At 43.4% G+C, this 17,846-nt stretch carries 16 protein-coding genes; 8 read left to right on the top strand and 8 right to left on the bottom strand.

Going from position 1 to position 17,846, the window contains the following annotated elements:
- The first annotated feature begins 47 nt into the window (after positions 1–47).
- The 3 genes from napG to SPEA_RS03285 are packed head-to-tail and all read left to right on the top strand — an operon-like array spanning position 48 to position 2,097.
- Positions 48–782, top strand: coding sequence for a ferredoxin-type protein NapG (napG, locus tag SPEA_RS03295; RefSeq protein WP_012153888.1), 735 nt, complete (start codon positions 48–50; stop codon positions 780–782).
- Positions 779–1,675: a quinol dehydrogenase ferredoxin subunit NapH gene (napH, locus tag SPEA_RS03290; protein WP_012153887.1), complete on the top strand. Its 897-nt coding sequence runs from the start codon at positions 779–781 to the stop codon at positions 1,673–1,675. Before napG ends, napH begins: the two co-directional genes overlap by 4 nt.
- Positions 1,672–2,097: a nitrate reductase cytochrome c-type subunit gene (locus tag SPEA_RS03285; protein ID WP_012153886.1), complete on the top strand. Its 426-nt coding sequence runs from the start codon at positions 1,672–1,674 to the stop codon at positions 2,095–2,097. The genes napH and SPEA_RS03285 overlap by 4 nt, the downstream gene beginning before the upstream one ends.
- Positions 2,098–2,362: 265 nt before the next feature.
- On the opposite strand, the gene SPEA_RS03280 is transcribed toward SPEA_RS03285, so the two are convergent.
- Together SPEA_RS03280 and SPEA_RS03275 are read right to left on the bottom strand one after the other, a co-directional pair.
- Complete coding sequence (locus tag SPEA_RS03280) at positions 2,363–3,247, bottom strand: universal stress protein (protein WP_012153884.1); 885 nt, start codon at positions 3,245–3,247, stop codon at positions 2,363–2,365.
- Between the two features lie 154 nt (positions 3,248–3,401).
- Positions 3,402–4,763 (bottom strand): hypothetical protein, encoded by a 1,362-nt coding sequence (locus SPEA_RS03275; RefSeq protein ID WP_012153883.1) that lies wholly within the window; start codon positions 4,761–4,763, stop codon positions 3,402–3,404.
- 168 nt (positions 4,764–4,931) lie between these two features.
- Here SPEA_RS03275 and SPEA_RS03270 point away from each other — a divergent pair, with 168 nt between their 5' ends.
- Both SPEA_RS03270 and SPEA_RS03265 read left to right on the top strand, forming a co-directional pair.
- The gene (locus tag SPEA_RS03270; RefSeq protein ID WP_012153882.1) at positions 4,932–5,966 is read left to right on the top strand and encodes an AraC family transcriptional regulator; all 1,035 of its coding nucleotides are present in this window, start codon (positions 4,932–4,934) and stop codon (positions 5,964–5,966) included.
- A gap of 129 nt (positions 5,967–6,095) precedes the next feature.
- Complete coding sequence (locus SPEA_RS03265) at positions 6,096–6,356, top strand: DUF5062 family protein (RefSeq protein ID WP_041410821.1); 261 nt, start codon at positions 6,096–6,098, stop codon at positions 6,354–6,356.
- 123 nt (positions 6,357–6,479) lie between these two features.
- On the opposite strand, the gene SPEA_RS03260 is transcribed toward SPEA_RS03265, so the two are convergent.
- The 6 genes from SPEA_RS03260 to SPEA_RS03235 form a co-directional block, all read right to left on the bottom strand.
- On the bottom strand, positions 6,480–7,328 hold the full coding sequence (locus tag SPEA_RS03260) for an SPOR domain-containing protein (protein ID WP_012153880.1): 849 nt from the start codon (positions 7,326–7,328) through the stop codon (positions 6,480–6,482).
- Positions 7,329–7,396: 68 nt separating this feature from the next.
- Positions 7,397–10,528: a hypothetical protein gene (locus SPEA_RS03255; RefSeq protein WP_012153879.1), complete on the bottom strand. Its 3,132-nt coding sequence runs from the start codon at positions 10,526–10,528 to the stop codon at positions 7,397–7,399.
- 79 nt (positions 10,529–10,607) lie between these two features.
- Positions 10,608–11,447 carry a fimbrial biogenesis chaperone gene (locus SPEA_RS03250; RefSeq protein ID WP_012153878.1) on the bottom strand — a complete coding sequence of 280 codons (840 nt, stop codon included), beginning with the start codon at positions 11,445–11,447 and terminating at the stop codon, positions 10,608–10,610.
- Between the two features lie 97 nt (positions 11,448–11,544).
- Positions 11,545–11,994 (bottom strand): DUF4402 domain-containing protein, encoded by a 450-nt coding sequence (locus SPEA_RS03245; RefSeq protein ID WP_012153877.1) that lies wholly within the window; start codon positions 11,992–11,994, stop codon positions 11,545–11,547.
- Between the two features lie 62 nt (positions 11,995–12,056).
- Positions 12,057–12,686, bottom strand: a complete 630-nt coding sequence (locus tag SPEA_RS03240) for a hypothetical protein (RefSeq protein ID WP_012153876.1) — start codon at positions 12,684–12,686, stop codon at positions 12,057–12,059.
- 153 nt (positions 12,687–12,839) lie between these two features.
- Positions 12,840–13,451, bottom strand: a complete 612-nt coding sequence (locus SPEA_RS03235) for an SPOR domain-containing protein (RefSeq protein ID WP_150102200.1) — start codon at positions 13,449–13,451, stop codon at positions 12,840–12,842.
- A 959-nt stretch (positions 13,452–14,410) separates the two neighbouring features.
- Between SPEA_RS03235 and glf the strand changes: the two genes are divergently transcribed.
- The 3 genes from glf to SPEA_RS03220 all read left to right on the top strand — a co-directional run bounded on the left by glf (position 14,411) and on the right by SPEA_RS03220 (position 17,781).
- Positions 14,411–15,556 (top strand): UDP-galactopyranose mutase, encoded by a 1,146-nt coding sequence (gene glf, locus SPEA_RS03230; RefSeq protein WP_012153874.1) that lies wholly within the window; start codon positions 14,411–14,413, stop codon positions 15,554–15,556.
- 23 nt (positions 15,557–15,579) lie between these two features.
- The gene (locus tag SPEA_RS03225; protein WP_012153873.1) at positions 15,580–16,392 is read left to right on the top strand and encodes a hypothetical protein; all 813 of its coding nucleotides are present in this window, start codon (positions 15,580–15,582) and stop codon (positions 16,390–16,392) included.
- A gap of 144 nt (positions 16,393–16,536) precedes the next feature.
- Complete coding sequence (locus SPEA_RS03220) at positions 16,537–17,781, top strand: cation:proton antiporter (RefSeq protein ID WP_012153872.1); 1,245 nt, start codon at positions 16,537–16,539, stop codon at positions 17,779–17,781.
- Positions 17,782–17,846 lie beyond the last annotated feature (65 nt).

The following is a 17,846-nucleotide window of genomic DNA, read 5'->3' as shown; positions in this document are numbered from 1 at the left end:
AAATTTAACTTTAATCGCTTAAGCAAAAGCGGAGAAGAGATAAGCAAATGAGTACGGTCGATCAACGTAAGTTCGCAGCCAAAGGCGTTAATCGCCGCCAGTTTTTAGCCACATCGGCAAAAGCTAGCTGCGCAATGGGCTTGCTAGGAATGGGTTTAACGGCAGTTGCTAAGCAATCTAGTCAGTTAGACTCGCTCGCGATTCGACCGCCAGGTGCATTAAGTGAACAAGATTTTCTCTCGGCCTGCGTACGCTGTGGTCTATGCGTAGAAGCCTGCCCTTATGACACCCTGAAACTGGCTCGCTGGTTTCAGGGTGCCCCAACCGGCACGCCCTACTTTACCGCACGCAAGATCCCCTGTGAGATGTGTGAAGATATCCCTTGTGTTAAAGCTTGCCCCTCTGGCTCGCTTGACCAGAGTTTGACGGATATTGACGAATCTAAAATGGGTATTGCTGTACTGATCGATGAGAAAAACTGCCTTAACTTTAAAGGATTGAGATGCGACGTTTGTTACCGGGCCTGCCCGCTAATCGATGATGCTATCACCCTTGAGATGCAGCACAATGAACGCAGTGGTCACCACGCCATGTTCCTACCAACAGTTAACAGCGATAGCTGCACTGGCTGTGGAAAATGTGAACATGTGTGTGTATTAGAAGAACCTGCGATCAAGGTGTTACCGACTCATATTGCTTTAGGTAAAACAGCTTCTCACGATACCTATATCAACACCGAAGAGACCACGCTTGAGATGTTAAACAAGGGGCTTGCATTATGAGCCAGACACTAAAGCAAAAACCGACAACACATGGCTTTGCTAGAGCGGCAATTAAAGAGCTTGGATGGTGGCGTGCCCACAAATTCCTGTTCCTTCGTCGCCTTAGCCAAGTCAGTGTCTTTGCATTGTTTGCCATTGGCCCTTTGTTCGGACTCTGGTTACTTAAAGGTAACCTCTCAGCCAGCGAACTCTTCGGTGTTGTGCCTCTATCGGATCCACTTGCTACCTTGCAGGTGTTGATGACAGGCCATCTACCCGAGCTAAGCTTAATACTTGGCGCCGTGATTATCGCACTGCTGTATGCAGTGCTTGGCGGCCGAGTATTTTGTAGCTGGGTCTGCCCCGTGAACATGGTGACAGACTTAGCAAGCTGGCTACGACGTAAAATGAACTTGCCTCGCACCTCTGAGATGCCAAGAAACTTACGTTACTACCTGCTAGCGCTTGTGCTCATACTGCCAATACTTACCGGCATGGCTGTCTGGGAATGGGTTAATCCCGTCCCGGTACTGTATCGTGCCGCTTTGTTTAGTGCTGGCAGTGGTTTATGGGTCTTGGCCGCCATCTTCTTACTGGATCTATTTATCAGTGAGAGAGCTTGGTGCGGACACCTGTGCCCAACGGGGGCACTATTTGGCCTTCTCGGTAAAATCAGTCCGATAAAAGTATCTGCGGTAAATGCAAAAGATTGCGATAACTGTATGGATTGTTTTGTGGTCTGCCCTGAAAGACAGGTATTAAAGCCTGCCCTCAAAGGCAAGCAGCCCATGATAACCGACAGTGATTGCACTCAATGCGGCCGCTGTATCGACGTTTGCGCCCAACGCGTTTTCCAGTTTCAGAATCGAAAGTATCAAAATCGAATTGCCCTAAAGGCGGAGAACAACCAATGAAAAAAGTACTCACCTTAGCTGCGCTAGTGATGGCGCTTAGTGCTTGCTCTGGTCAGCAAGCGAACACTCAAGCCGAGCCTGTTAACATCAGCTCACTCGGTAAGTCTGAGATAACCGATATTCGCGCAGCAGATCCTGCACCGCTTTATCCAAAGCGCGGTAAGTCTATCGAGCGTACCTTTGTACATCAGCCACCTATGATCCCGCATAAAGCCGATTACCCAATCACGCTTAAGCGCAACGGCTGTATCAGCTGCCACAGCCCAGCAAAAGCTAAGCGTATGAAGGCAACGGCTGTGGATCCATCGCATATGTTGGCCGACGGCAAGCTAAACAACGAGTACTACAACTGTACTCAGTGTCACACCCCGCAAGCTGAAAACAAGCAGCACTTAGTTGAAAACGAATTCTCAACTAACTAATCCCGATAAGCGGCTTGTTTAAGCTAAAAAAAACCACCTCATTTGAGGTGGTTTTTTATTTTGTTCACGCAGAAATTATTATTCTAAAGGCGCTAATAGCCCTTCACGAGCAGGCACTATTAGCACATTGCTGCGAATACGGCTTTATATCTATAAAGCCATATTGCCGACCACAAAGGCGTAAACGCCTTGACGCTGCGTCGCACCCAGCATCAAACAGCGCCCGCGGCTTTCTAAGCCGCGCATGGGTGTAAACTCTCTCCTATCAACTATCTCCTAGAGGCTGCAATACCCCCTCGCGGGCAGGTACAACCAACACATTGCTGCGAATGCGGCTTAGTATTGATTCAGCCATATTACCCACCACAAAAGCGTACAGGCCTTGACGCTGCACAGCTCCCAGTACTAAGTAGCGAACCTTATGCTTACAAGCTAACTGGTAGATACACAGATCCGGCTCCCCCACCGTAATATGCAGGCACTTAGGATCGATATTGAGCTCATCAAACAAAGCTTGATGTTTTTCCCTAGCCTCCCTGACCATGGCATGAGTATCGACTATCTCCATATCATGGATCACTTGAGGTAATCGGATCACAAATGCAAGATGTAACTCGCATCCTGTCGCTTTTGCCAAGGTGGTTGCCTGACGAATCACGGCTTGATTCAACTGCTGCTTTAAGGTTTTTTTGCTATCCAGATCGAGCGCCATCATCACGGTATTATTCTTCAGCAGCGGATTATCGGTCAGCAGCATTAATGGCACTCGGGTATGACGAATAAGGTTCCAATCTACAGGTAAATAGTGCTCTGCATGGTGTACCGCTTTAACCATAAGATCGAAACCATGACGGTCTGAGTGATGACAAGCATGCTCATAGAGATCTTTACTCCACACGCTGTGGGTTGGCGTATCTTCGGCATGAATACTCTCTAGCTCCAACTCGATCTTTGCCATTCGCTGCTTCATTACATGCTTTTGTGCAACCGCAACAAACTTAGGATTGTAGTACTCGGCATTGCCAAAATATTCAAAACTATAAGCAAATACTTCGGCACGTTTACCTAATACTCTGGCAAGTTCGACTCCCGCCGATACAGCATCGACATGAGCCTCTTCTCTTTGGGAAATAATAAATACTTTGTCCATAGCTATCTCCACTAACAACTACCTAATATTAGCTTAGCTAAACTTACTATTTAATGAAGCTAAACCGAGACCAACAATGATCCGGATCAAACTAAATATTGTGCAAAAAAAAACCGCCTGATGGCAGTTTTTTGGCCGTCCTAAAACATAAGGATTAGATTTGGCAGCCCAAAGACTCAAAGTCAGCCTGACTCATATACTCTGTCGTGGGCAGATACTCCGCCATAATTGCGTACTCATCTCCCGGTTTGCGAGTATTTTGAATCGCCTGTGCAAAACCGGCCTTCGGAAGCATATTTCGTACAATGAGCAATGCTTCATTGAGTTTATTATTTCCACCTTCGATAACTCGTCCAAAGCCATCACCTTGCTCCGTCCAGGGCAGGTAGTTATAACCACACTCCGCATTAGCGTTACTCGGTTTACTAGTTGCTGGGCTAGTAATAACTGTGTAGTAACCGTCGCTATCGACTACAAGCTCCTCATCGAATAAGCATGCTGTCACCACTTGCGAGTAATACTCGTTCTGGCAAATCGACCAGTAACGCATTTGAGACTCGGATTCATCGAATACAGTATTTCCTGCAAGAGTTTTAGGCACTATAGGCAACTTACCTCGGGTGATGGCAACTTCACCAAAATCACTATTTAAGAAAGTGCTGACATATTGATTATCTGCATTGGCATAGAAGTTTACTTTCCGCTCTGGCTCACCGTCACACTTTCCAAGAAAGTTACACTGAATACCAAAAGCACCGTTATAGGCCGCTCGCCAAACTGCTGGATTTCTAGCGGGATCAAATGCTGGATTTGAGCGGATCTTGGCGTAGGTTTCCTTAGGGACTAATGGAATGGCTAGATTATCACTATCGACCTGCAGCGCATCACATGCTTGCTGACCAAATAAAGCCTCACCACTTGCGAGCGTCAGCTCAACGGCCGGCAGTTCTACACCGCCTTGCTCATCCTCTCCTTCATCACTTACGTAAATACGATAAATGAGTACGGCTTTAGCTCCCTGCTCGGCATAATCAAATAAGGTGTTAGCAGGCAGTTCACCTTCCGCAGCCCCTTGAGCAACCGTCAGCGTGTACTCTCTCAACTGATTTTTACGCTCTGCATCTTGAATATAGGGATTAAAGGAGCCGTCATCGGCGATGATATCTTTATCTGTTATCGCCGTTGCAGGCGAGGTATCGGCGCGGTAGCTATTGAGGGAAATATAACGCGCATAGGGATACTCACCGTGCAAAGTTAAACTGGCACCTTCTGGCAAAATATAGCCCGCATGCCAGTAGTTAGCGCCAGTGTCAGGATAGGCAAAGTTACGCTCTGGGTGATCAATGTTGTAGGGGCCAACCCAGAAGCAAGCGCTGGGCTCAATTTGTTTGCCTGTAAGCGGTTCAGCATCTGAATCCGAATTACACCCAGCTATAGATACGATCGATAAGCAAGATATCAGCGTCAACAGGGATTTTTTTACATAACTTATAGAGGTTAACGAGTAATGATTCATTATTATTCCTTTTATTTTACCCGACAGAAATGCCTTACCCCTTAAACGTTGGTCTTAGCTTTCCCCCAACGCTATTACATTCGAATAGGATAAAGATTGAGCTTAAGTAGCATTATTTGTAACCTAAACCAAGCGAACAGTGATTTATGGTCGGATTGAGACAGATTTATGACTTTAAAAGACAAAGGCAAGTTAACAGATGAGTCGACGACCATCGCATCTTGGGCTCTAGCCGTATGCCGAACCATTGATTCAACGGGGGTCGATAGTCAACACATACTCAATGAACTAGGCATCGACAAAGCTCTGCTGCATGACCCCAATGCACGGCTACTCACACAGCAAATGACCCAATTATGGCGACGAGCAGTGACAACGAGCGGTGACGAAGCCATTGGCCTAAAAGTCGCCAACTTTGTGCAACCTACCAGCTTTAACGCATTGAGTTTTTCACTGCTGGTAAGCGAATCTTTAGAAGATGCCTGGTCTAGAATAAAGCGTTATTACACCATAATCAGTAATGTGCTTGAGATGGATATAGAGCGTGGTGAGTGTGAGTCTGCGCTGTGCTTTAATAAGATTATGGGGAATCACTACGCCGATGAAGCTATCGATGCTTTTATGGCTACCAGTTACCTTATGGCCCTGCAAACCAGTCATGGCCAAATAACGCCCATACGACTAGAGCTTGAACGCCGAGAGCCCTTCGACTCACAACCTTTTAGCACATTGTTTTGTTGCCCTGTGAAGTTTTCGGCAGGCCACAACAAGATCTTCTATTCAAACCGAGACCTTGGCTTACCTTTCCCCTCTGCCAATAGAGAGCTTGCCTTAAAAAATGATGAGGCGATACAAGCCTATTTCCAATCCATTGTGAGTCAACCTTTTAGCCAAAGAGTCTCTAAAGAAATCAGCATTGCCATGACGCTAGGTAACCCAGATAGAGATGCCATTGCTAAGGCATTTCATATGAGCAGCCGCAATTTACAACGAAAACTGCGTGAGGAAGGTACCTCTTTTAGCGAGCAAGTCGAACAGCTCAGAAAAGATTTGGCACAAAAATATCTAGCGACCCCTCAGCTCTCAATGCTAGAGATCGCGTTTCGGCTAGGCTTTAAAGATCCGAGTAATTTTACCCGAGCGTTTAAGCGCTGGTATGGGGTGTCGCCATTGCAATATCGACAGAAAAACAACCCTAAATAATTGCTATCTATTGATAACAAACCCGAAATTTCAATAGATTAAACTACTTTTATCGGCGCGATGTCACTTGCTATCATCCTATTTTCAGGTAACGTTAGAGCAAGAGTAATTGACATAAGAAGCGTCACTATGAAGTCAGGTAAGCACGATGCACAACTACTTAAGCTCGCGATGGAAATTGGTGTAGGCTACGCCAAGAAGAGAGGTTTTGCCGATTTTGGTCAAGGGATCTCACCCAAAGATAAGGTCGAATGTATCTATCGTTTGCTGGTGCAAGATAACCTTATTCAAGCACTCCCCAAAGATAAAGAAGATGGCCCGAATATGAAACATAAATTGATTTTGTGGATCAGCCGTCAGTTGCCAGCAGAGCATGAACTGCTCAACTAAATCAGTACAGCTGCAAATAAGATAGAGGCTAATGAACTCGCTTAAACGCTATGTTCATTAGCCTGTGCTCTTTAGCTTATGTTATTAGCCAAGCTTGCCATCACTAAAGCTTATTTTTTCAAACTAACCGCTATAAAGATTAATGCCTTTACTCGTCGCTACTATGCATTCTAAGCCACTTTGTTGCATGCTTTTGCAAGCAGAGACTGCCTGCTGCCGTTGAGTAAACTGGCCGACTTTGATGCGATAATATGTTTTCCCTTTGACAAACACTCGCTCGTACCTCGGTACGTAATGGCCTAATTGCGCGCCAAAGCCGCTATGTAGCTCAAACCAGGTCGGCTCTATTCGTGAAAATTTATCCACTGATGATAACTGCAAAGCATAGTCGCCTTTCACCAGTGTGGCTTTGGGTACTGACTTCGCATTATTCGCATACTTCAAGACCTTTGCATTGGCCTCGACAGGCTGCTCAGGCGCACCAGGGTAGGCAGAGGCATAGGTTTTCTGAGCTAAAGATTCTGGCACCTTGACGTCATTAGTGAGCTCTTCAGCTATTGGTAATTTACGCACCGGCTCACTAGCTTGCTCAACAGAAGCATCTTCACTATTTTTACTTTCGCCACTTTGTTGTGTGTTAACTTGTGTATTAGTAGCCGTAATCGATTCTGGTGCAGCTGTTGTTTTAGCTGCTTTTTGAGCTTGGTTACCACCAGCAAGCATAGTTAATTGCTCGACCAGTAACTTAAGGTCGCCTTCGATGACAATGAGTCGTGACAAACCAGCCTTCATTTGATGCCACTCAGCAAGCTCTAGCTCTAATTGCTCAATTTTGTCTTTGAGCTGTTTCTGCTCCGCAATACGCTGTTTATCAAGCTTGATATCAGCCTGGCTGGCACAGCCCGTCAAACCTATCATAGCGACTAGTAGCACCGCCTTTAACCGTCTAATGTTTCGATTTAATGCATTCATTTTAAGACTTTTTTCCACAAGACTGTCTCTGAAAAATAATACGGCTTCAATGTAAAACCCTTCATTTGTTACGATTCAAAATCGAATTCAAAAGGTTCGACACTGCACTTCAAACCTTGTTTAGTAATTTGTGAGCAACCATTTTCTGCTTGTTGTTTACGTGCCAGAAACGCTACGTTTAATGCGTAACGTTTTGTTTGCTTATCTTGGATATAAAACACTTGCTGGCTCATGGCGTCATCATAGTTATGCTTAACCAATTGCCAGTAGGTTTTTAGCATGGTGAGCGAATTAAATTTACCTAAATTCATCACGTAGCCCTTAGTCATCATTATCTCTGCAAAAGTAAAATCGGCGCCATTCATCACATCACCATTATTTTGCAAACTAATCGCTATTTGTGACTCCCCACGTAACTTTTTGCGTTCAAGATAATTGGCGTCAATGGACAGCTGATAATCGCCTGGGATCAAATCAGTAAATAGGTAGTAACCATCAAATTCCGTTTCAGTCGTCGCTACAATATCACCCATGGCATTGACTAAGTTTACTGTGGCATAAGGCGCTATAGATTCAGTACCATCGACTTCGCGAACATAAACTGTGCCTTCAACTTCGGCAGCGTTAACCACAGGGAAATCGAGGGTTTGAATATGGCCGCGCCTTGGCGTGACTGACACTCCAGGAATTGACGGAATTAAGAATGGATCGCCCAAGCTCTTTTGGTCTAACACTATGTCCGTTTTTTTCTGGCTAGACATCGAAGTCAAAATAGCCACACCATCTTGGTTACTTGTACCATAGCGGTACTGCTGCACCCCTTTGACCCTTGCCCCTTCAATAACCGCTTCACCGGCGTCGAATCGACCATTAAGGTTATCATCTTCAAATACTCGCACCATCAATGCCCCTGCTCCCGATAAGCTGCGCGATGACATAAAAATCTGCTCAGTATCGGGCTCATAGCCAAAGCTAAAGCGGCCATAAAGCCCCAATGACCAATCTCCGGTATTGTCGTAAGAAACTGTAGAATTGAGGCTAAAGGCATCATGTTGCCAGCTTAAGCTAGCACTGCTACTTAGAAGTTCCGTAACGGGGTAGTAATCTATCTCTAGTTCAGACTGCAGATTGGTATTAATGGGGATCGCCAACTCGGTAGAGAAACGTGAAATTTCGGTCTCCGGCTTAATATAGTAGTCTAATTTCACTCGGCTAAATGCCCAACCAAAGCTCTTTTGTAACTGTAATTGCCCCGTTAGCGTGTCATCTAAAGCTATGTCATTAGAAGATTGGCCTGTATACCAAGTTAATTGGTTATTAATGTTCGCCCAACGGGTATTCATCGCTAACAGATTACCAAACTCGTCGTGCCTAGTACCGTTACTTGTTTGAGTTTGTCGCCAATGGTTGCGATAGTTCAGACGATATGGAGAGTGTTTAAACATGAAGCCACTGTGGTCAAAGTTATATTCAGTGTATTGCCGCTGACTTAAATCTTCCGCGGTGTCTTCCGATACCCGATAACGCACACTTAAGGATTGATCACCAATCTGTGTACGTCCAGAAAGCTCTAAGGAACTGTCTCTATTGCCTTCTATTTGATAGTCAGCATCAAAGAGAAAGCGTTCAAACAGATTAAAATTACCACCGATAGCATAGGTATCGACTGAAGTTCCTTTCTCTGATAGCTGCTCTTGCACACCTAGATTAATCGACGCCCAATCTGTTAAACCATGCTCATAAGTTGAGCTTAATACCCAACCAGTTTCGTTATCCTCGGGTATACTAGAGATACCCGACAACCCTTTACCAACTTCAGCAAGCGAAACACTATAGCTGCTCTCGTTAGCTTTGAGCTTGTTGCTATCAACATACACCTGCTTCGTTTCAGTTTTAACCTGCCCTTGGGGGCCATAAGCAATCATCTCAAATTGGTTATCACCATACAGTAATTCGATGTCGTTAAATTCATAGCGACCATTTTGCAAACTTAGCGCTTGCTTAATTAGTAAACCATTTTGATATAGCTCAATGTCCCAGCCGGGTTGAATATCACCGCTTAGATTGATGGTCCTATTGTTGGCTGATACACCCGTTTTATCATTGGTTATTGAAACACCGCGACTTTGTCCGAGCGTGCCATCAACTCCAACGTTAACGGGAGTAATATCACCGAGTCTAAATTCTGTCGCCTTTAACGGACCGAGTAAGTCGCCCGCAGTAGATTCTTTTGACAGGGTTAAACGTAAATCAGTCAGTGCATCATTACTATTACCACTGGCATAAAACTCACTACTTAAAAATGCAAAATCATGCCCGCCAATGACTGAATAACTTTGATAGTTATTATGTTCAGTGACGGCTGCGTTAACTTGAACATCCACCAAGGGTGAGGAAATCGCTTGGTAATTGGATTCTTTCCAAGGTAATACCGCCTCTCTATTGTGGCTCGCAACCTGATTAAGTTGACGGTTTTGTCGTGCTAACCTTTGCTGTACAGGTAGTGGGGAGCCACTGCTAATATCCACCTTTAAATCTGCAAAACTGTAGTCAAAGGTGATATCAAACCAATCTTCAATCACATCGCCTGCAACATAAATATCATCAGCCATTAAGCTGTAATCAGCAGCTGTTAATTGAAAAGTTTGCTGGTTAACCGACACGCTGACAACTTCGTCTCCTGTCTCGGGTAACTGCATCAAAAATTGACGTTCCTCATCTAAATACCAGCCTTTAACTATGCTATTACCGATATCAACTTCAATAGGGAAATCAATTAATTCGAATAAACCCATTAAGCTAAATTGAGCATTTCGTTTGCTTTTTATAGCAAATACATCAGACAAATAATAACTGTCGACATAGAGGGATAACAGTAACTCCTCACCTTCAGGAATACCGAGAGTTTCACCTGGTAACTCATCCTGCACTATATTGTTGTCGGTTGTTGACGCTAAAATTAATGCTTGAGATTGCAGTTGTTGCTGCGATAAGCCATAGCTTTGTTTCAGTCTCGCTAAGATACTCGCGACATCGGCATTATTTAAAGTGGAAAACTGTAGCTTTGACTCATTTTGAACTAATGCAGGTTCAGGCTGTTGAGTCGATACTGGATCAATAAAAGCAGGCTGCACATTCGCGGAGCCTGCATTGCTATAGAGCACATAAAAGAGTAGTAAGTAACTTAGGCGATACCGCACTACATGCCCTTAGGTCGTAACAACAAGAAAGAATTCACAAGCTTTGGCTCGCATCCACTAATGCTCAGCCCTCAAATCGTTAATTTTTAGAAAACGTTGCAGGCGTTACATCAAATTCTCTTTCAGCGAAAACCTGGCCATTAAACTCTTGCTGCCCCTCATAAACGATACGTAATTGTCCACTGTTAGGTGTAAAGTCTGGAGCAATCCAAGCCATAGATTTAGACGTTTCATTGACCTCTGGGTATATATTCACGTTATTCAAGCGAGCAACGACTTGTTCTGACTGTTGATGATCTTGCCAATAAGCAACCAGATTTCCGGCTGTAGAATATTGACCAGTGCGAGTTAAGTTAACACTCAACTGCGTTTTACCGCTACGTTGATCAAAACTCAATGCCTTAGACGTAATTTCAACTTTAGCGTTTGCCGGCCCCTGTCTTACGATGACAGGCAGACTGTAACTCAGTAATACGTCTAAATTAATCGACATCTCACCATCTTGCTTTTTGGCTCGTTTCGGTGGCAGCGCTTCTAGCTTTAGGTGCGAGCGATACTCTCCATCAGCAAGATCTTTAGGGCGTCTAAGCCCTAATCTCACAACCTGACGTTCATTAGGCTTCAGGGTTACTTGCCTAGGACTAAATCGCAGCATTTTGCTTGCTGACGGGTAATCTTTTGCTTGTTCAGCAGTTAATTCTTTATAGCCACCATTAGAAACAGCTAACTTTTCTTGCCATTGCAAACGATAAGTTTTGATCTCTGAACTGCTATTTATCAGCACTATTTCACGGGCTCGTTCTCGCCCCTCAAAAGCTACACGGATAGGTGAGACTAGCAGGCTGGCTTGAGCAGAATTGATAGGTGACAACATGCAAACCGACACAACAAGAGCAGCCTTTAATAAACTCTTAAACATAGAAAAAACTCAAACCAGTAAAAACACAAATTCACTCTGGTAGGCATACCAAAGCCCTGTAGATCCCTCAGTACAATATCTTGAGTTACTGATGGACTTAATAACTAATATCTAAATAAAAAACAGCTTGGTAGGAAGTATTCAAATAATGCTTACCATTACCCGACGTCGTCAACTTTCCGCCCATTTTAGCGGTTGCTACGCCTGTACTATCAGTACGAATGTTCTGTTCAATATAGATTTCACTTAAAGTGAATTGTTCAGTATCTCCTGAAGTCACTGTAGTTGTTACAGGCAACATAGGAGTAATTGAAAGCTCTACATAAGGAGGGTAATCAGTCATTACCATTTCAGCAGCCTTACCCGGGCTAATTATTAGTAGCTGCCCAGACGAAGTACTGTGTCCATAGGTCGGCACTGTCACGCTACTTTGAATGCTATTATCACGGATCACTATTGTGCCAAATGATAAAGGTTGCTCAAAATATACGTCTGCATTTACACCAAAAGTGACCGCCCCAAAAATCAAAAATATGATTGGTTTCAAAATTAGCCTTAGAACAAATAAGGTGGCTAAACAAACGTTGAGCCACCTAAGTTTATTTTTTCTTAATAGCTGACAGTGATCGGGAAAGAACCCGAGAACTCACCATCTTGATACTGTCTATCAATTACGTTGGTATCAGCAGCGTAAACATCAGTAGTTAACGTGCCACCAAAATTGAAACTCGCATTACCTTGACCGTCTGCAGTCAACTTATTTGCATCAGCATATAGCGTACCGTCATGATCACCTGAAGTGATATAAGCTGTTATAGCACTTAACACAAACTTAGGTGATCCCGGAGCTGCTGCAGATGCAACAACATTAGTTGTGCCTGCAGGTAAAGTAACACTTAACTCAGAATATGGTGCAACACCAGCGACTGTCACTTCACCTGGCTCACCCGGTACTAATGATCTAATGGTTGCCAAATTTCCAGCCCCATTTACCACTGTAGCCTGCTCAGTCGGATTTGGAGACATTGTAATACTGGCACTTACGCCATCAGTATCAGTCAGATCGACCACAGCAGTAATCTCACCAAAATTCAATGGCTTAGCCACTACCATTTCAAAAGCATTTTTAACTGTTACAGATGCTGTAGCATTCTCAGTTTCAGCAGCTAAAACTGGCGATGAAACTGCAACAACTAATGCTAAGCCAACAGCTTTTGCCACCATAGAAACATTATTCATTTAAAACTCCATTATACTATTATCTGTATTTTTAACTATTAGACACAACACACTTTTTAATAACTAATGAGAAAACGTCGACTAACATCAATCTTGATTAGCTCATCGGCAATTTAAAATTTAACTTTAATAAAATATTTTAAATTTCATTAATTAAAACATTTCGCCTGAATACTTAACCACCGCACAATATTGCCTGCTCAACTTAAGCTGCTTACAACTTTCCAACGCTTCTTTTTTAGACAAGTATGGACCATAGATAAGCCTTGAATATTCCTTATAGTTTTTAACAAAACTCACCACTAATGGCTTGCCTGATGAAAAGAAATTTGGGTAACGTTTCTTATACCCTTCCCAACTCGGCTTTATATTCCGTACATTGCTAAATGATGCTAAATGAACCCCATATAAATTTGGTATCCCCTTGGTACTTTCGATAGCTTTATTATTACTATCGAATCCGGTCACCATATTATTAAGGCTTAAAGTTGGTTTAGTTACATTAGGATATTCGACGAACCGCTGTTCAGTTTTTTTACTGACTAGCTGTTCATGCTGATTAAAGCTCTCTTTTTTCGGAGACTCTTTTATCTCAGCCTGCTTACTTAGCTCTAAAATTAGAAACTCCAAGTCCTCCTCATTGCTGATTAAGCGCTCAATCGCTGGCTTCAACCGCTCCCACTCCTCTAGCTGCTGCTTAAGCTGCTGCAGCTCTTTTGCGTATTTAGCAGGCCCACTTTCCGCCAGCACTATGTTGGAAAACAAGCAAAAACAGATACCCCATAGTAGGCTCAAAGATAGAGGCCTGTCTCTTTTAAGCCTAGGTGCACACCAAATCTGCCAACTAAAAAATCTCATATAACGAACTCTAATTTAAATCCAATCGTGAAAGTTCGGAGGCTAGCTATTTAACTCCCCCTCTTAACTTATCAATACACTCGGCGAAACTAATTAATAATCTCTTTATTTATGGTCATACAATGCTAAAACAGTGCCAATAAATAACCACTCTACTTTAATAGATTAGAGTTGTGACATTATTCACACTTACCATGCTGTTTGTTCGCGATATTTAAAACTACAAAGAAAGTAAAAGAAGATACAAAACACTAGCATCAAGAAAGAGAAGTAGATTAACGATTAATAAACTTAAGCTAACCCACTCTAAATATAGTCACTCGGACATCAAATTATTAAATATGACTCCCGCTCACATATATTGGCAAAGTCATTTAACTACTGTCAATCAAGGTTGAATTCTCACATAAAAACAAATCGAATTATTTATAATAAACAGCAAGACAAAAGATTGACGCTCACAATCAATGTTAAATAACGAGCACCTCCATCAATTTATAACTCGATATTTTATATATAGATACCGTTCATAAAAATTAATAAGTAAAATTCTGATAGAGATAAAGTCATCTAATGGGGTGATTTCGTTTATTTAGTTAGAGACTGATGTTACTTAACTTAAGTTCTAAAATGGTTGCAACTCACTCGATTATCGCTAAGTAAGACGCCCTTCCGCTTACAAAACAGATAATTCAGAAGAACAAGTTAACAACACCTATGGCACGGGTCGAATACAGCGACAGCAATTAAACAACATTGCTCATGTGCAAAAAGTAAAATTCAATTAAAGAAGATTTTTTAGACAAAAAATATAATCAGATAATGTAAACTGCTTACCTGCTTAACTAACTGCTAATGCTGAATAGATGAATCTTAAAATTGGAATAGCCGGCGCTGGATTCTCTGGTGCTGTTATCGCAAATGAGCTTGCCAAAGCTGGCCATCAAATAACTGTTTTTGAACCTCGAAAACACATTGCGGGTAATTGCTATTCATCGCGAGATGATGAAAGCAACATCATGCAGCATCACTTTGGCCCACATATTTTCCATACAGATAAAGCGCATATCTGGGAATACGTCACTCGGCTTGGTCAAATGATGCCATTTACCAACAGAGTAAAAGCCATGAGCCAAGGACAGGTCTATTCATTGCCAATCAATCTGCATACCATCAATCAGTTTTTTAACGCGCAGATGTCCCCCTCTGAAGCCAAAGAGTTCATCGCATGTAAGGCAGACTCGAGTATAAAACAGCCACAAAACTTTGAGGAGCAAGCCCATAAACTCATTGGTGAGCAGCTGTATCAGGCTTTCTTCAAAGACTATACGATAAAGCAATGGGGACGTTCACCAGATACACTACCAGCGAGTATTTTAAAGCGACTACCCGTTAGGTTTAATTACGATGATAACTATTTCAACCACCCGTTTCAGGGCATGCCAATTGAAGGGTACACCCCGTTAATACAGAAATTACTCGACCACCCAAACATCACCCTACGACTCAATTCGACGTTCGATGCCACCATGAAAAACCAATATGCTCACGTGTTTTTCTCTGGGCCGTTAGACGCTTATTTTGACTATAAGCTCGGCAAGCTGCCCTATAGAACATTAGACTTCCATAAAGAAGTCCATGAAGGTGATTATCAGGGAAACGCTGTGGTTAATTATTGCGATAATAGCCAAGCCTATACTCGGATCAGTGAGCATAAGCACTTTACCCCTTGGGAATCACACTCTAGTACCGTGATCTTTAAAGAATACAGCCGAGAAGCTACGGCTGAAGATACTCCCTACTACCCAGTAAGACTAAGTGATGATAACACCTTACTAGATCAATATGTTGAGCTTGCCAAGCAACAGAAAAATATCACCTTTGTTGGCCGATTGGGCACCTATCGTTACCTCGATATGGACACCAGCATAGATGAAGCACTAACCGCCAGTAAGCTTTTTTTAGAAGCATTGAGTACCCAGAAAACAATGCCCGTTTTTACAGCACAATAGATAGATTTATAGAGTCAGTAGATATGAAAAGATTTTTAGTCATTGCTCGAGTAGGTGACAACTCCCTACATACATATTGGTTAGAAAATGCAGCGCCTAGCTTTGATTTATTCTTAAGTTACTTTGGTGACAAGCCTAATCATTACCAAGCGGAAGCGACTTACTATGAGCAAGTCAAAGGCGGAAAGTGGCCAATAATCCATAAGCTGATAGAAGCAAACTGGGAACTCATATCGCAATATGACGCAGTCTGGTTACCCGATGATGACATCATGACTGACGCTAAGACCATCAACAAGATGTTCAACCTCTTTGATGGCTTTGACTTAGCGCTGGCGCAGCCAGCATTGACCATGGACTCTTACTTCTCGCACTCGAGTTTACTGCGCCAACCAAGCTCTGTTTTACGCTACAGTAATTTTGTTGAGGTGATGGTGCCGGTTTTATCTGCCAGTGCTTTAGTGACCCTAAAAGAGAGCTTTGGCCAAAGCCCATCAGGTTGGGGCCTTGATGCGCTATGGCCTCACCTCATTGGCAATACAGACTTCAAGAGTATTGCTGTTATTGATGCAACTCCCGTTATCCATACTCGACCAGTCGGTGGTGAGCTGTATAGGCTTAACCCAGAGCTATCACCAAGCAAAGATGCGATTCAGCTTCAGGCGTTATACCCTCAGTTCAACATCTCTCGGCGCCATGCTCCAAATAAATTTAAAGTCTATTGCCAAATCTCTGAATCTAAAATTTACCCCTCATTCCTTGCAAGTATAATAGGCAAATACCAAAGAGTAATCGCAAAGCAAAGGGCTAGAAAACAAACTAAGTTTTTAAGTTGAGCAGCTCACACCAATCTAGAAAAATTCTAGCCTATGCTCCGCCTCTGGCCCATCACATTCAAACTTTGATACCTGTCAAATATTAGACTTTATACAAGCTCACAACTATTCTCATACTAGTCAACCAGAGGGTTGGGAATACAGATGCGCTTTCTATATTTAGTTCTTGTATTACTTACAGTTACCAGAATATTTGCAATTCTAGCCAAACGCTTAAACTTACCGCCGATAGTGGGGGAATTAGTGTCGGGGATCGCGCTAGGGCTATTTCTGCACCGCTTTCAAGACTCATTTCCCCTGCTATGGCAGGTAACCCAAGGTGAAGCGTTTGAGGCGCTGGCCGATCTGGGGATGTTTTTCCTTATGCTACTCGCAGGTGTGCGCATGAGTCCCTTGGATTTTAAAAAGACCTCAGGTTCAGCACCCGCTGTGGCTATCGGTGGCATGTTAGTGCCAATTATTGCAGGCACTATAATTGGACTGATGCTGTTTCCTGAATCCCCCTTCAAGACAATTCAGAGCTGGTTCTTAGGTACCGCCTTAGCCGTTACTGCCGTACCGGTAACCATTCGTATGCTGATGGAGTTTAATCGCTTAGATACAGAAGAAGGGAGGACTATTATCGCCGCAGCACTTTGGGACGACTTGTTAAGTCTATTTATCCTCGCACTGTTATTAGCTGCAATAAGCAATGGTGGAACGCTCTCTTTTTCCTTTGACTTATGGGGGACCCTGTTGGCTAAGGTGCTACTGTTTTTCGCTATTACCATCCCAGCCGGTTATTACTTGTTTCCCCTTGTAGGTCGTTACCTCAAACTCACAAATATTCCTGATATCGATTTTAGTATGTTGTTAATCGCCTCTCTAGCATACGCTGTACTCGCAGAAGTATTGGGGCTGCATTTCATTATTGGTGCCTTTGTCGCAGGTATGTTCTTTCACCCCGCCGTAGTGGAGCAAGAGATCTATGACCGAGTAGAGGGGCAAACATCAGGTATTACATCGGGTTTCCTTGCGCCGATTTTTTTCGTATCGATAGGCTTTCACCTCAACTTAACCGCTCTTATCTCTATTCCAGGCTTTGTCGCGCTACTCGTTACCGTTGCCTTACTCAGTAAGCTTATTGGCGCCGGATTCTGTGCCCGCGCTACAGGGCATAGTACTCAAGAGTCTCTGCGGATCGGAGTCGCGATGAGTGGCCGAGGGGCTGTAGAGATAGTATTGGCAGGCGTTGCATTGCAGGCAGGACTCTTCAACCACCCTGATCCTACGCCGCCTATTATAGCCGGGCTATTTTCCGCCATAGTGATCATGGCAATAGCGACCAGTATTATTACCCCGCTGCTATTAGCCTTTTTAATTCGCCTTCACGGGGTCGATAAACAATAAATTCCAGACAAAAAAATACCCACACGAGGTGGGTATTTTAAGCCGGTTAATTCCTATCGCCTTAG

The sequence above is a fragment of the Shewanella pealeana ATCC 700345 genome (assembly GCF_000018285.1).
Lineage (GTDB): Bacteria > Pseudomonadota > Gammaproteobacteria > Enterobacterales > Shewanellaceae > Shewanella > Shewanella pealeana.
This window is presented reverse-complemented; position numbering and strand designations above follow the sequence as displayed.

Bases quoted from the DNA above. Each gene is read 5' to 3' on its own strand.
- napG (WP_012153888.1), top strand. From the start codon at position 48: ATGAGTACGGTCGATCAACGTAAGTTCGCAGCCAAAGGCGTTAATCGC.
- napH (WP_012153887.1), top strand. From the start codon at position 779: ATGAGCCAGACACTAAAGCAAAAACCGACAACACATGGCTTTGCTAGA.
- SPEA_RS03285 (WP_012153886.1), top strand. From the start codon at position 1,672: ATGAAAAAAGTACTCACCTTAGCTGCGCTAGTGATGGCGCTTAGTGCT.
- SPEA_RS03280 (WP_012153884.1), bottom strand. From the start codon at position 3,247: ATGGACAAAGTATTTATTATTTCCCAAAGAGAAGAGGCTCATGTCGAT.
- SPEA_RS03275 (WP_012153883.1), bottom strand. From the start codon at position 4,763: ATGAATCATTACTCGTTAACCTCTATAAGTTATGTAAAAAAATCCCTG.
- SPEA_RS03270 (WP_012153882.1), top strand. From the start codon at position 4,932: ATGACTTTAAAAGACAAAGGCAAGTTAACAGATGAGTCGACGACCATC.
- SPEA_RS03265 (WP_041410821.1), top strand. From the start codon at position 6,096: ATGAAGTCAGGTAAGCACGATGCACAACTACTTAAGCTCGCGATGGAA.
- SPEA_RS03260 (WP_012153880.1), bottom strand. From the start codon at position 7,328: ATGAATGCATTAAATCGAAACATTAGACGGTTAAAGGCGGTGCTACTA.
- SPEA_RS03250 (WP_012153878.1), bottom strand. From the start codon at position 11,447: ATGTTTAAGAGTTTATTAAAGGCTGCTCTTGTTGTGTCGGTTTGCATG.
- SPEA_RS03240 (WP_012153876.1), bottom strand. From the start codon at position 12,686: ATGAATAATGTTTCTATGGTGGCAAAAGCTGTTGGCTTAGCATTAGTT.
- glf (WP_012153874.1), top strand. From the start codon at position 14,411: ATGAATCTTAAAATTGGAATAGCCGGCGCTGGATTCTCTGGTGCTGTT.
- SPEA_RS03225 (WP_012153873.1), top strand. From the start codon at position 15,580: ATGAAAAGATTTTTAGTCATTGCTCGAGTAGGTGACAACTCCCTACAT.
- SPEA_RS03220 (WP_012153872.1), top strand. From the start codon at position 16,537: ATGCGCTTTCTATATTTAGTTCTTGTATTACTTACAGTTACCAGAATA.